The organism is Pseudooceanicola nanhaiensis (assembly GCF_020171315.1).
Taxonomy (GTDB): Bacteria; Pseudomonadota; Alphaproteobacteria; order Rhodobacterales; family Rhodobacteraceae; genus Pseudooceanicola; species Pseudooceanicola nanhaiensis_A.
In genome coordinates, this window is the sequence record NZ_JAIUZP010000008.1 from 123896 (window position 1) to 137633 (window position 13738).

Annotated in this window: 15 protein-coding genes; 5 read left to right on the top strand and 10 right to left on the bottom strand. The window is 67.9% G+C overall.

Annotated features, from left to right (window positions below; genetic code table 11):
* The 4 genes from LCM32_RS14725 to LCM32_RS14740 all read left to right on the top strand — a co-directional run bounded on the left by LCM32_RS14725 (position 1) and on the right by LCM32_RS14740 (position 2842).
* Complete coding sequence (locus tag LCM32_RS14725) at positions 1-168, top strand: hypothetical protein (protein WP_224821840.1); 168 nt, start codon at positions 1-3, stop codon at positions 166-168.
* Between the two features lie 171 nt (positions 169-339).
* Complete coding sequence (locus LCM32_RS14730) at positions 340-801, top strand: cytochrome c (RefSeq protein ID WP_224821841.1); 462 nt, start codon at positions 340-342, stop codon at positions 799-801.
* Positions 802-1032: 231 nt separating this feature from the next.
* A complete protein-coding gene (locus LCM32_RS14735; RefSeq protein WP_224821842.1) occupies positions 1033-1926 on the top strand; it encodes a c-type cytochrome in 894 nt (297 codons plus the stop codon).
* 295 nt (positions 1927-2221) lie between these two features.
* On the top strand, positions 2222-2842 hold the full coding sequence (locus LCM32_RS14740; protein WP_224821843.1) for a thiamine phosphate synthase: 621 nt from the start codon (positions 2222-2224) through the stop codon (positions 2840-2842).
* A 208-nt stretch (positions 2843-3050) separates the two neighbouring features.
* Here the strand turns inward: LCM32_RS14740 and LCM32_RS14745 are convergent, their stop codons facing one another.
* The 3 genes from LCM32_RS14745 to LCM32_RS14755 form a co-directional block, all read right to left on the bottom strand.
* The gene (locus LCM32_RS14745; protein WP_224821844.1) at positions 3051-3887 is read right to left on the bottom strand and encodes a lysophospholipid acyltransferase family protein; all 837 of its coding nucleotides are present in this window, start codon (positions 3885-3887) and stop codon (positions 3051-3053) included.
* Between the two features lie 31 nt (positions 3888-3918).
* A complete protein-coding gene (locus LCM32_RS14750) occupies positions 3919-4704 on the bottom strand; it encodes a GNAT family N-acetyltransferase (protein ID WP_224821845.1) in 786 nt (261 codons plus the stop codon).
* A 183-nt stretch (positions 4705-4887) separates the two neighbouring features.
* On the bottom strand, positions 4888-5070 hold the full coding sequence (locus tag LCM32_RS14755) for a DUF3553 domain-containing protein (protein ID WP_224821846.1): 183 nt from the start codon (positions 5068-5070) through the stop codon (positions 4888-4890).
* Between the two features lie 44 nt (positions 5071-5114).
* Here LCM32_RS14755 and LCM32_RS14760 point away from each other — a divergent pair, with 44 nt between their 5' ends.
* Positions 5115-5726, top strand: a complete 612-nt coding sequence (locus tag LCM32_RS14760) for a histidine phosphotransferase family protein (protein ID WP_224821847.1) — start codon at positions 5115-5117, stop codon at positions 5724-5726.
* Between the two features lie 101 nt (positions 5727-5827).
* Here the strand turns inward: LCM32_RS14760 and LCM32_RS14765 are convergent, their stop codons facing one another.
* From LCM32_RS14765 to LCM32_RS14795, 7 genes are all read right to left on the bottom strand, one after another.
* A complete protein-coding gene (locus LCM32_RS14765; RefSeq protein WP_224821848.1) occupies positions 5828-7735 on the bottom strand; it encodes a TRAP transporter permease in 1908 nt (635 codons plus the stop codon).
* Between the two features lie 88 nt (positions 7736-7823).
* Positions 7824-8783 (bottom strand): TAXI family TRAP transporter solute-binding subunit, encoded by a 960-nt coding sequence (locus LCM32_RS14770; RefSeq protein ID WP_224821849.1) that lies wholly within the window; start codon positions 8781-8783, stop codon positions 7824-7826.
* 59 nt (positions 8784-8842) lie between these two features.
* On the bottom strand, positions 8843-10018 hold the full coding sequence (locus LCM32_RS14775) for an ABC transporter substrate-binding protein (RefSeq protein WP_224821850.1): 1176 nt from the start codon (positions 10016-10018) through the stop codon (positions 8843-8845).
* A 75-nt stretch (positions 10019-10093) separates the two neighbouring features.
* Complete coding sequence (locus tag LCM32_RS14780; RefSeq protein WP_412070689.1) at positions 10094-10801, bottom strand: ABC transporter ATP-binding protein; 708 nt, start codon at positions 10799-10801, stop codon at positions 10094-10096.
* The gene (locus tag LCM32_RS14785) at positions 10791-11585 is read right to left on the bottom strand and encodes an ABC transporter ATP-binding protein (RefSeq protein ID WP_224821851.1); all 795 of its coding nucleotides are present in this window, start codon (positions 11583-11585) and stop codon (positions 10791-10793) included. Before LCM32_RS14785 ends, LCM32_RS14780 begins: the two co-directional genes overlap by 11 nt.
* The gene (locus LCM32_RS14790) at positions 11585-12502 is read right to left on the bottom strand and encodes a branched-chain amino acid ABC transporter permease (protein ID WP_224821852.1); all 918 of its coding nucleotides are present in this window, start codon (positions 12500-12502) and stop codon (positions 11585-11587) included. The genes LCM32_RS14785 and LCM32_RS14790 overlap by 1 nt, the downstream gene beginning before the upstream one ends.
* Positions 12502-13419, bottom strand: a complete 918-nt coding sequence (locus tag LCM32_RS14795; protein WP_224821853.1) for a branched-chain amino acid ABC transporter permease — start codon at positions 13417-13419, stop codon at positions 12502-12504. Before LCM32_RS14795 ends, LCM32_RS14790 begins: the two co-directional genes overlap by 1 nt.
* Between the last annotated feature and the right edge of the window lie 319 nt (positions 13420-13738).

Below are 13738 nucleotides of genomic sequence, written 5' to 3' on the forward strand. Positions count from 1 at the left end.
ATGGACCGATGGCTGCTGCGCATGGCGCGTTGGGCCCGCAACCCGCCCTCTCCGGGGCGGGTCCGGCTGGTGCTGATCGTCGTGGCGATCTGCCTCGCGGTCGTCCTGCTGGAACAGGTCTTCGGCTTCCCCGAGGAGCTGGTGCCGGCCAAGACCCGCTGGCGCTGAGGGCCGTGCCTGCGGCTCTCGCCTGCGCGGATCACCGCCACCCCGGGGGGCGCCAGCCGCCTCGCGCCTCCTCTGGCCCCGCCGTTCACCCCATCGTCACGATTTCGTCAGATTGACCGGCGCAAACTCCTGCTACCTTTCCCAAAGGATATCCAGCCAGGAGACTGCCAGATGAAGACAGCCGCCCTCACCCTCGCCCTGCTTGCCGGTCTCGGCACCGCGGGCACCGCCTTCGGCCAGGACGCCGCCAAGGGCGCCATGGAAGCCCGCAAGAGCGTGATGCATATCTACGCCTACAACCTCGGCATCCTCAGCGGGATCGCCAAGGGCGAGGCCGAATACGACAGCGAGGTCGCCATGGCCGCCGCGTCGAACCTTGCCACCGCCTCCTCGATCGACCTGACCTACATGTTCCCCGCAGGCAGCGAAGCGGGCGCGCTCGAAGGCTCCGAGGCCGGCCCCGCCGCGCTGAACGACATCGCCGGCGTCAAGGAGGACCAGATGGCCCTGCACGAGGCCGCGGCCGAGCTGGAAGCCGCCGCGGGCGAAGGCCCCGAGGCAATCGGCGCCGCCCTGAAGACCGTGGGCGGGGCCTGCGGAGCCTGCCACAAGGCCTACCGCCAGAAGAACTGATCCCCCGGGCGGGCCCCGCACCGGACAGCCCCGGTCCGCGCCCCCAGCCGGGCCCGTGTTCTGGGCCACCGAGCTGGCCCGTCCAACAGCGGTCCGCAACCGCCCCCATCCGATCCGGCGCGCCGGGGCCTCACGCCCCGGCGCAGCCATGCCAGCCACCGCACCCGCCCGTCTCAGGTCAATGCCCCTCGGCCCCGCCCCTCCGACGCCCCTCCGCACAGGACCCCGCCGATGTACACCCTCCTCCGCCTCGTCTTCGTCGCCCTGCTTGTCGCCGCTCTCGGCGCCGGCGCCTTCTGGGTGCTCACCCGGCCCGGCTCGGTCGACACCGCCGCCTTCGCCAGCCTTCAGGGGGATGCGGGGCACGGCAAATGGGTCTTCGACGCGGGTGGCTGCGCCTCCTGCCACGCGGCCCCCGGCGCCAGCGGCGAGGCCAAGCTAACGCTGGCAGGCGGCAAGAGCTTCGCCTCCGACTTCGGCACCTTCCTCGCCCCCAACATCTCGCCCGATCCCAAGCAGGGCATCGGCGCGTGGTCCCTCGTCGATCTCGCCAATGCCATGCAGCGCGGCGTCTCTCCCGAGGGGCGGCACTATTACCCCGCCTTCCCCTATACCGCCTATATCCACGCCACGCCGCAGGACATCGCGGACCTCTGGGCCTACCTGCAGACCCTGCCGCCCTCCGACACCCCCAGCCAGCCCCACCAGGTAGGCTTCCCCTTCAACATCAGCCGGGGCATCGGCCTGTGGAAGGCGCTCTACCTCACCCCCGACTTCGTCCAGACCTCCACCGACGAGGAGGTCCTGCGCGGCCGCTACCTCGTGGAGGCGCTCGGCCATTGCGCCGAATGCCACACGCCCCGCAACGCCCTCGGCGGTCTCGAGAAAGCCCAGTGGCTCACCGGCGCCCAGCTTGCCGGCGGTGCGGGCCGCGCCCCGGGGCTGACGCCCGATCACCTCGACTGGTCGGCAGAGGAGATCGCCGAGTATCTCTCCTCCGGCTTCACCCCCGATTTCGACAGCGCCGGCGGCGAGATGACCGACGTGGTCGAGAACACCGCCAAGCTCTCCCAGCCCGACCGCCTCGCCATCGCCGCCTACCTCAAATCCCTGCCCACCCCCTGATCCATCCACTGTTCCGAAATATCCTCGGGGGGAATTGGTCCGCGCCCGCGGACCAAGGGGGGCAGACAGCCCCCAGCCCCGGTCCCGAACGTCCCTCCCATCTTTCGCTTCCAAATAGCCTCGGGGGGAATGTGCCGCAGGCACATGGGGGGCAGACAGCCCCCCGACCCCGCCCGCCGCAGGCGCAATGCGCTCGGAAACCCCACCCATCCCGCCGCCCGACCCTCTCACGCCCCATTGGCGGCCCGGAATTTTCCCTGTATAGCGCCACGAAACCGCCGCGCAGGAGAGCAGTATGGGCCCCGAAGACAAGCCGCAGATCTATCTCATCTCCCCGCCGGAGTTCGATCTTTCGACCTATCCTGATCAGCTGGCCTCGGCGCTGGACGCCCATGAGGTCGCCTGCGTGCGCCTTGCGCTCGCCACCCGCGACGAGGACCGCATCCTGCGTGCGGCCGATGCCCTGCGCGAGGTGACCCATGCCCGCGACGTGGCACTGGTGCTGAACTCCCACTTCCTCCTCGCCGAACGCATCGGCCTCGACGGCGTCCACCTGACCGACGGGGCCCGCTCCGTCCGGCAGGCGCGCAAGGCGCTCGGACAGGATGCCATCGTGGGCGCCTATGCCCATGCCTCGCGTCATGACGGCATGAGCGCGGGCGAGAACGGCGCGGATTACGTCTCCTTCGGCCCGGTCCGGGACCTCGGCCTCGAAGACGGCACCGTGGCGGATGCAGAGCTCTTCTCCTGGTGGACCGAGATGATCGAACTGCCCGTCGTCGCCGAAGGCGGCCTGACGGAAGAGATCGTCGGCCAACTGACCCCGATCACCGATTTCTTCGGCATCGGCGATGAGATCTGGCGCGAGGACAACCCCACCGCCGCGCTCGGCCGGTTCATCGCTGCCATGGGCTGAGCCCGGCACCGGGCGCGCGCGGCCCCCGCGCCGCCCCGATCCTGCAGGCGGATTGACGGGCGCTCAAGCGCCGGTCCGACAGATGCAGCACAGCGCGAAGACAATCGCGCATCACCCTGATTAAAAATATAATTCCGGCACCAATATTGCGAGCCTTACCCGGCCCGCGACCGTTCCCGGCCCGCGTCCGCCACGCGCCACTTCCGCTTCACATCCCGCGCCGGTCCTCGGGCATCCCCGCGCGCACGGCCGCTTCTGCAGCGCGGGCAAGCGCCTTGCGATCCGGCAGGTCGGCGACCTGCAGCGGCGGGTGGAATACCACCTCCACCGACCCGTTGCGCCATGTGGCCAGCACCTTCAGCAGGTGGCCGCCGAAGTCCATGTCGCCCCACCAGCCATAGAACCGCACGGGCGCACCTTCGGGGGCGCGGTAGATCACCGACATCGGCTGCACCCAGAGATGATCGCGCAGGCTGTCGCCGGTGAAGGCCGCGAAAAGCGTGGTCTTGAACGGCAGCACCCGCAGCCCGTCTGTCGAGGTGCCTTCCGGGAAGAAGAGCAGCCGGTGCCGGGCCTCCAGCCGCTGGTGGAAGACATCCTGCTGCGCTTTCGCCTCGCGCCGGTCGCGGTTGATGAAAACGGTGCCGGTCGCCTTTGCCAGCCAGCCGATGCCGGGCCATTTGGCCACCTCGGCCTTGGAGACGAAGTAGAGCGGCGCGGTGGCGTTCAGCGTGTAGATGTCGAGCCAGGAGGAATGGTTCGCCACGAGCGCCCCGCGATGGCGCATCGGCGTGCCGGTGATCTTCAGCCGCAACCGCATGACCTTCAGCGAGGTGCGGCAGACGAAGACCGTGATCCAGGGCGTCACCGGGCGGTTCACCCCGCAAAGCGGGCGCTCCAGAAGGCGGCAAAGCAGCAGCAGCGCGAGACAGCCGAAATTCACCACCACCAGCACCGGCGCGCGCAGGGCGATCAGCAGCCAGCCAAGCGCCCCCGGCTTCTGTGGCGCATCGGGCGGCACGCCCTCTCCCCAGGTGCTGCTCACGGCTGGCCTCTCCTGACGGGGCACCGGCCGCTCATGCGCCGGGCCGGTCCTTGGTGTAGATCGCCCGCTGGGTCGCGCTCATCCGCGCGGTGTCCAGCACGAGGCAGACATCGGTGGTGTTGAAGGCGTGATCCACGAAGGCGCCCTCGCCCACGAAACCGCCAAGCCGCAGGTAGGCCTTGATCAGCGCGGGCACCTCGCGCATGGCGGCGGGCCGGTCGATCTGCTCTGGCGGGATCAGGTCCATGGGCTGGAAATGGGCCTCCTGCGCCCGGACGCGCAGCTCCGGCGGCGCAAGGTGGCGGTCATGGAGCAGCGAGAGCGAGGGCGCGAGCGTCGCGATATCCGTGCCGTGGAAGGAGGCCGTGCCAAAGAGCACCTCGATCCCGTGTTCGGCCACATAGGCCGCAAGCGCCTGCCACATGTGATACATGGCCGTGCCGCCGCGATACTCTGTGTCGAGACAGGACCGCCCCAGTTCCAAGAGCCTGCGGCCCGACTGCTTCAGCAGCGTCAGGTCGTATTCATCCTCGGAGTAATATTGCCCGATCCGGGCCGCCTGATCGTCGCGCAGCAAGCGGTAGACGCCCACCACCTCGCCCGGGCGCGCCGCGTCCAGCAGCAGGAGGTGATCGAAGAAGGGATCAAAGCGGTCTTTCTCAAGCCCCGCGGCATGGTCCACCATCTCGCCGCCGCCGCCCAGTTCCTGCACGAAGACCCGGTAGCGCAGCCGCTGCGCCGCTTCCAGATCGGCGGCATCGCGCGCGAGGCGCACGGAGAACTCCGGCGCTGCGGGCTTGGGCTGCGTTAGCGGCATTGGCACGGCATCTCCCTGACGACCTGCGGGCGTTTTAGGGAAGCCCATCGACATAGGCAATCCCGCCCATGCGGGGCCGACGCGACGGTGGGCCGGATCGGACACACGTGCTACGCTACCGGACGGCCAGACCCGGCGGAGGGAGGCGTCGCCGGGCGCGCATTAAGAGTTCAGAAACCAGTTTCATGGTTCAAACACGGGGAGGAGTGCAATGCGGGAGCTATCAATGACAATCTTGCCGGCGTCCGGGAAATTCACGGTCACCTTGCCGCCGATGTTGGACTGGACCTGCCCCGTGCCCCAGTCCGGCTGTCCCGGATGGCGCACCCGCATGCCCGGTTCGAGAATGGCGTTGAGATCGTCCATGGTCAGGTCCCCTGCGGGTCCCTCGCACAGCGGAGGGCCCTTCGATGTGGCAGTCTAACCACAACCTCGCCTCGCTGATAGGGTCCCGCATCTGCCATGACCTGATCTCGCCGATCGGGGCGATCCAGAACGGGGTCGAACTGCTCTCGCTCGACAGCGCCGCCTCGGTTAGTGGGCCCGAGATGTCGCTGATCTCCGACAGCGTGAACCATGCCTCGGCGCGGATCCGGTTCCTGCGGGTGGCCTTCGGCGTCGCGGGCTCCGACCAGCAGATGAGCGCGAGCGAGATCGCCTCCATCCTGGACGCGATTTCAGCGGGCGCGCGGGTGACCTTCGACTGGACACTGACCGAGGCCGCGCCGCGCAGCGAGGTGCAACTAGTCTTCCTCGCGCTGCAATGCTTCGAAAGCGCGATGCCCCACGGCGGCACGGTGACGGTGACGCGGCAGGCGGACGATGCGGGATGGGAGATCTCGGGCCCCGCCGATCCCGCGCGCCCCGATCCCCGGCTCTGGCGCACGCTCGACGATCCGGCGGCGCAGGCCGCGATCCTGCCGGCGCAGGTGCAATTCGCCCTGCTGCCCGCGCTGCTGACGGATCAGGGACGCCGTATCCTTGTCCAGACCCAGCCCTGCAGCGTGACCCTGCGGTTCTGACCGGTCACTCGGGGCGGGCCCCTTTGGGCGGGTTCCGGCGACCGCCCCAGAGGGCCGGTCGCGTGTCGAGGCGCGGGTCCCCGCGCCCGAACGCCGGTGGCTCAGGCCGTGACCACCGAGGCCGGCACCCGGCGCATGCCAAGGCCCACCAGCACGAGGCCGAGCGCCGAGACGCCGTATTCCAGCCCCCAGCCCGCCATCTCGTGCAGCGGCGCCATCATGGCCAGACCGATGACGGCCCAGCCCCCGCGCAGGAGCGCCGGAAGCGGCTGGCGGGCATGGCCGACGATCGCCCCGGTGACCAGCACCATGGCCGCCACCGCGCTGACGAAGACGTAGACCACGTCCCAGACGCTGCCCTGCATCAGCAGGCCCGGCTTGTAGATGAAGAAGAACGGCAGCAGGTAGGCGATCCAGCCAAAGCGGAAGGCCTCCAGCCCGGTCTTGACCTGCGACGCCCCCGAGATCGAAGCCGCGGCAAAGGCGGCAAGCGCGATCGGCGGCGTGATCATCGACAGCATGCCGTAGTAGAAGACGAACATATGCGCGTTGAGATCAGGAATGCCGAGCTGCACGAGCGCGGGGGCGGCCAGCGAGGCCAGCAGCAGGTACACCCCCGAGGTCGGCAGCCCGAGGCCCAGCACGATCCCCACGAGGCCGGTGACCAGCAGCAGGCCAAAGAGGTTCCCCTCGCCGAAATCCAGCAGGTAGTAGCTGAGCGCGAAGCCAAGCCCGGTGACCGAGAGCAGCCCGATGATCATCCCGGCGGCGGCGGTGATCAGCAGCACGTCGCAGGTGGTGCGCCCGGTGGCCACGAAGGCCTCCAGCAGCTTGGCGGGTGACGCCCCGCCAAGCCGCGCGAAATGCGCCCCCGTCCCGAGGAGCGCGATGGTGAAGACCGTCCAGACCGCCGCCGCCTCGGCCCGCATCCGCATCTCGAAGATCAGCAGGATCAGCACGGCGAAGGCCAGGACGGGAATCCAGCCCCGGCGCAGGATCGCGAGCATCGGCGCGCGCTCCACCCCGTCGAAGGCGGCGATCCGGTCGCGGCGCGCGATGAAGTCGATCTGGGTGAAGATGGAAACATAGTAAAGCGCCGCCGGCAGCAGCGCGGCCAGCAGGATCTCGCGGTAGGGAATTTGCAGGATCTCGGCCATCAGGAAGGCGGCGGCGCCCATGATCGGCGGCATCAGCTGCCCGCCGGTGGAGGCGACGGCCTCGATGGCGCCCGCCTGCTCGGGCCGGAAGCCCGCGCGTTTCATCAGCGGGATGGTCATCACGCCGGTCGACATGACGTTGGACACGGCGGAGCCCGAGACGGAGCCCATCAGCGCCGAGGCCCCGACCGCCACCTTGGCGGTGTTGCCCGGCCCGTCGCCCGCGGCCTTCAGCGCCACCTGCGTGAAGAAGTCGCCGCCGCCGACGCACATCAGCATGCCCCCGAAGAGGACGAAGACCACCACGATGAAGGCCGCGATCTGCAGCGCCTGCCCCCATGTCGCCGTGCTGTCCGCGCCGAGGAAGCCCAGCACATCCCCCAGCGGCATCGGCCGGCCCGCGATGGCCGCGGGCGCGAGATCCCCGAAGAGCGCGTAGAGCAGGACGACGGCGAAGATCACCACCAGCGTCCAGCCCACCACCCGGCGCAGCCCTTCCATCACAAGGAGGACGACGATGAGGCCGAGGGCCGCGCTTTCCGTGGGATGCATGAACTGGCCCTCCGAGAGGACCGGGAAGCGGATGAAAACCCAGAAGGCGAGCGCCGTGGAGGCCGCCGCGAGGCACAGGTCGATGGCAAGGCGCAGGCCCGTCAGAACCTTGACGTCGCGCAGGAAGACGACCGACATCGCCGCGCCCAGCATCAGGCTTGCCACCTGCTCGGGATAGATCAGGAGGCCCATCCGCTGCGGCAGGGACAGCACCCAGACGATCGCGAGCAGCGGGGTGATCACGCAGAGCGCGGAGCCATAAAGGGCGGCGGAACGGGCAAGCGGCGAAGGGGCGGTCACGGTCAGTCTCCGGAAAGTCAGGTCCCCGCGCCGGAAGAGGTCTGGCGCGGGGAGACGGGGCCGTGGGCAGCCCCGGGGTGTGGGTCGTTTACTTGGCCGGCCAGACGCCGACGCTCTCGTAGTAGGCCTTGGCCGCCGGATGGTAGGGCAGCGTCTGGGCCGAGGCCATCAGGGCGGGATCGAACTCGGCCCAGAGGGGCCCGTGGGACTTCAGCGCCGCCTCGCCCTCGTAGAGCGCCTTGGCCGCCGCGGTGACGACCTCATCCGAGGCCTCTGCACTGGCGAAGAGCATGTAGGGATAGCTGAAGGTCACGGTCTCGGCGGTAATGCCGGGCATCTCCTTGGCGCCTTCCCAGGTCTTCAGGACGGTGCCGGGCAGCGCTTCGTCCAGCACGGCCTCGTCGCCCTCCTTGAGGCTGAGGTAGGTGACGCCCCCGACGGCGGCCTCGATGTCATAGGTCGGCTGCGAGCCCACGGTGGCGATGGTCACATCCGTGAGACCGTCCTTGATCGCCTGGAACATGGCCGGGAAGTTCGCCGTCGGCACCGGGGTCACGTCGTCATAGGTCAGCCCCGCGGTGGAGAGCACGGCCTTGATGACGTAATCGCCAAGCGCCCCGTCCTGGAACTTGGGCACGCGCTTGCCGGCGAGGCCCGCGATGTCCGAGATCTCCAGCGAGGACGGCACCAGCAGACCCACGTTGAAGGGGATCAGCGTGGCGACCATTTCGAGGCCCGGCATGGCATGGCCTTCGGACATGGCGATGCCCTTCACAGCGAAACTGGCCTGCGGCAGGTTGGCGATGCCGAACTCGACGCGGCCGCTGTCTACCAGCGGCAGGTACTGCGAGGTGTTGGCCATCGCCTGCGGGCGCACCATCAGCTCGGACCCGTCCGAGATCACGGCGGCAAGCGCGTTGGAGACCTGCGCCGTGGCGCCGCCCTTGGTGGTGCCCATGGCAACGGTCTGCGCGGCGGCCATCCCGGCGGTGCCGAGCGTCAGCGCGGCCGTCAGCGTGGCGGTCTTGAGGAAACGGGAATGGAACATCTTAACTCTCCTTGTGGGACGTGCTGGCCGCCCGGCGCCTGTCCGGGCGGCAGTCAGGGTCACTCGCACTTATCTGCGGCGGCTTCGGCGAACTTGGTCCACTGACCGTCCTTGATCTCGATGACATAGCCGGGAAGCTCGGCGTCATGCCCGGCGAAACAGATGTCATCGCCCACGATGCCGTTGAAATGGACACCTTCCATGGCCGCTGCCAGTTTCGCACGCTCTTCCTCGACCATCTCGGGGTCGCCGGTGACGCCGGTGGCCTCCATCAGCTGCTTGAGCAGGTAGACACCGTCATAGGCCTGCGCATCCGTATGGTGCGCGCCCAGCTTGTGGATGCCCTTCTCTTCCAGCAGGGCCAGCAGCTCTTCGTTGAAGGCGGCGGCCTGCGGGGTGCGGTCCTTCCAGAAGCCCGCGACGACGATGGTGCCTTCGCCTTCCGGGCCGAAGAGTTCGGTCACGTTGGGATCAGCGAAGATCTGCGACCCGATCACCCGGCCCTCGTAGCCCTGACGACGCAGTTCCTTGATGACCTTCGAGGCGGATTCCGGCAGGCCTGCTACGGCGACGATATCGGGGTTCTTCTGCATGATCGTGGCGACCTGCGCCGACATGTCGAAGGATTTGTACTGCACCGGGATAGGTTCGCCGGTCTCGATGCCTGCTGCCTTGAGCAGCGCGGGATAAAGCTGCGTGCCGGCGGAGTTGGCGACCACTTCGTCCGAGACATAGACGATCTCGGCGGTCTTGTGCGGGATGTCGGAGGAGGTCAGCGCGCTCAGCAGCCGCGAGAACTGCTTCTGCTCGTCCTCGGTCAGGCGCCAGCTGTAGGTGCGGCCCTCGGTCAGGCCGGGGGCCGAGGCGGCGGTGGGGATCATCAGCGTCTTGAACCGTTCCGCATCGTTCATCGCCACGCGGGATTCGCCCGAGGAGAACGGCCCGAGGATGGCGAGGACGTCGTCATCCTGGATCAGCTTGCGTGCCCCGACCGAGGCCTGCCGCGGGTCCGAACCGCTGTCGAAGCGGATCAGCTCGATCGGTTTGCCGTTCACGCCACCGGCGGCGTTGATCTCTTCCACCGCGATGTCGAAGGCGGTGATCGCCGTTTCGCCCACGCTCTTCAGGAAGCCCGATGCGGCGACGATGTTGCCGATCTTGATGGTGTCCTGGGCGTAGGCCGGCAGCGCGACCACGATCGCGGCGGCTGCAAGCAAGTGCGTGCGAAGTTTCATGTTTTCCGGCTCCTTGTTGGAATTTGTTATCTTTTGTTGATTGTCTTGATGTGTGTTTTTCGTCGGATGATCGGATTACGCTGCGCCGAGGTAGGCCTCGGCCAGGCTGGGATCCGCGGCCAGTTGCGCCGCAGGCCCCGAAAGCGTCGCGCGGCCCAGTTCCAGCACCACGCCCCGTGCCGCCACGGAGAGCGCCATATGCGTGTTCTGCTCCACCAGCAGGATCGAGATCCCGCTGCTGTTCAGTTCCTCGATCAGGTCAAAGAGGCGCTGCACGAAGAGCGGCGAAAGCCCCAGCGAAGGTTCGTCCAGCATGATCAGGCGGGGCCGCGAGACGAGCGCGCGGCCCACCGCCAGCATCTGCTGCTCCCCGCCCGAGAGGACCGAGGCGCGCATGTCCTTGCGCGAGGCGAGGTTCGGGAAGCGGTCATAGATCCCCTCGAGGTCGCGCTTCACCTCGCCATCGGTGCGCAGGTAGGCCCCCATCAGCAGGTTCTCCTCGACCGTCATGGAGACGAAGATCTGCCGCCCCTCGGGCACCAGTGCCATGCCGCGCGCCACCCGGGCGGAGGCCGTCATGCCGGTCAGGTCCTCGCCGTCAAAGAGGATCTGTCCACCCTGCGGCTTGCGTGCCCCCTGAAGCGCGCGCAGCAGCGAGGTCTTGCCCGCGCCGTTGGCACCCAGAACGGTGACGATCTCGCCCGCCGCGACGGAGAGCGACACGCCCCGCACCGCCTTGGTCCGGCCGTAGGTGACCTCCAGGTCCTTGACCTCAAGCAACATTTTCGGCCTCCTTCGCGCTGTCCTCCGCGTGGCGCGGGCCGAGATAAGCCTCCAGCACCAGCGGGTCCTTCTGCACGTCGGCCGTGCTGCCATCGTAGATTTTCTGACCGAAGTTCAGCACCACCGCCCGGTCGCAGAGCGACCGTACGAGGCCCATGTCATGCTCCACGACCAGCAGCGTCACGCCGCTGTCGGAAATCCGGTCGAGGAAGGCCATCAACTCACCGGTCTCGGTCTCGTTGAGGCCCGCGGCGGGTTCGTCCAGCAGCAGCAGACGCGGACGGGCGGCGAGTGCGCGGACCAGTTCGATCTTCTTGCGGATGCCATAGGGCAGCGTCGAGACGTCCTGCCCCGGCGCGACCTCCACGCCCATCTCGGCCAGCAGGGCCTCGGCCTCGGCCCGGGCGCGGGAGCGGCCAAAGATCGAGAGCGGCGCCAGCAGACGGCCGGGGCGATCCGGGCGCGCGTGCTGCCCCATCATCACGTTCTCCACCACGGAGAGGTGCGGCATCAGGCGGATGTTCTGGAACGACCGCGCCATGCCATAGCCGATCCGCTTGCGGCTGGGGACATCGTCGATGACCTCGCCGCCCAGACGGATATGGCCCGTGTCCTGCCGGTAGACGCCCGAGAGCAGGTTGAAGATCGTCGTCTTCCCTGCCCCGTTCGGCCCGATCAGCGCCAGACGCCCGCCCTCTTCGAGGTCGAAGCTGACACCGTCGATGACCTTGAGGCCGCCGAAGGAGATCGAGAGGTTCTCAACAGAGAGAAGTGGCCCGGTCATCACAGCGCCTCCGACTTGGTGCTGCGGAACGGGTGGCTGATGCGTTCGACCATGGTCCGGGTGATCAGCCCCTCGGAGCGGAAGACCATCATCAGTACCGTCACCACGCCAAGCGCCACGAAGCGCCAGCTTTCATCCGGGGGCGACATGGAGCCGTCGGCCCCGAAAAGCCCGTAGAGGCTGGATTTCAGCGCGGGCAGCGTGTTGCGCAGCAGTTCGGGCAACAGCGTGAAGAAGGCCGCCCCCGCCAGCGGGCCCCAGGCCGTCTGCGCGCCGCCCAAAAGGACGTAGAGCAGCACGTAGATCGAGAGCGAAGCGTTGAAGGTCTGCACCTCGACGTAGGTGTAGGCATGGGCATAGAGCCCGCCCGCGAAACCTGCGAGCGCCGCGCCGAGGGCGAAGAGCGCCACGCGCACCAGCCGCACGTCCACGCCCAGCAGGTCGCAGACCACGTCGTCGTCATGCACCGCGCGCACCGCCAGCCCCAGCCGGGTGGACATGAGGTAGAAGCAGAAGAGCGCCACGCCGACCGCCGCGATCGCGGGCACGTGCCAGTCGATATATTCGGGAACCGGCAGGCCCATGGCCCCGCCGAGCGCATCGGAGTTGATGATGACCCCCGCCACGACCTCCGCGAAGGCAAAGGTGCCGAGGACGAGGTAGACGCCTTTCAGCCGCAGGATCGGGAAGGCAAAGGCAAAGCCGATGCCGCCCGCCACCACGGCCGAGGCCCCGAGGGTGGCCCAGATCGGCCAGCCCTGTTCGGCACAGAGCCAGGCCGCGGCATAGGCGCCAAGCGCCTGAAAGCCCGCCCCGCCGAGGTTTAGCTGGCCCGTGGCCACGGCAAGGTAGATGCCATAGGCAAAGACCACGTTGATCGACAGCAGGGTGATGATCCCGCTCCAATAGCCGCTCATCACAGTTTCCCCTTGCCGATGGCGTTATGTCCGAAAAGCCCCTGCGGGCGGATCAGCAGCGTGATCAGCAGCGCGCCCCAGACGGCGGCCTGCACGGTGTCCGCGCCGAAGAAGTGAATGGTGAGCATCTCGATCAAGCCGACGATGACGCCGCCCGCGACCGCGCCCCAGAGCGAGCCCAGCCCGCCGACGACCATGCCCGCGATGGCCTTGGAGCCGATGTCCTCGCCCATCTGCGGGCTGACCTCGCCGTAGTTCACGGCAAAGAGCGCCCCTGCGAGGCCACAGAGCATCCCGGTCAGCATGAAGACGATGGGCACGATGCGGTTGGGTTCGACCCCCAGCAGCGCCGCCGCGTCGGGGTTTTCCGCGATGGCGCGCAGGCCGCGCCCCGTGCGGGTGGCGTTGATCACCCAGACCAGGCCGAGGATCAGCCCGATCACGAGGACGAAGCTGACCAGCTGCGGCACGCGGATGAAGATACCGCCGATATTGGCGGTCAGATCCGCGCCCGGCCCCGGGAAGCGCTGCGCGTCAGAGCCGTAGGAGATCCGCACGAGGTTTTCGAGGATCAGCAGGAAGCCCAGAGAAGAGACCAGCGGGATCGCATGTTCCGTGGAATCGCCGTGTTTCATCTTCATGTAGCGGAAGGTGAACCGCTCCACGATGAGCGAGCAGGCCACCGCCACGGCGATGCCCGCGGCAAGGGCCAGCGGCCAGGGCAGCGGACCGCCAAGGCCGAAGGGCAGCCCGAAGAAGGCCAGCCCCCAGCCCACCATGCCCGCGACCATGAAGAGCGTCGGAATGGTGAAGTTCAGGAAGTTGAGGATGCTGATGGTCAGCGTGAAGGCCACGGCCACGGTCACATAGACCGAGCCGAGCATCAGGCCGTTCACGATCTGCTGGATCAGAAGCATCCGCGATGCCCCGCCGAGGGATGAAAAACGGTATACATTCGGAGGGGCCCTTTCATCTTTGACTGGACAAATCGGAACAACAAATTTCGGCACCGGTCCAGCCAAACTGAGCGCGCGCAGCCGCGTCAGACGAAAAAGAGCACCTTCGATGCACAATAATTCACCGGAAACGGCCCCAGATATCGTCTTGTGGACGCAAAATCCCTCAATTTGACGGTTTTCAGGCCGAGCCAGCCGATCTCGCCCTCGGCCTGGCCAAACCGCCAAAAAGCAGGCGTTGGCGCGGTATCCGCAGACAACATCGCTGTTCCGAATTGAT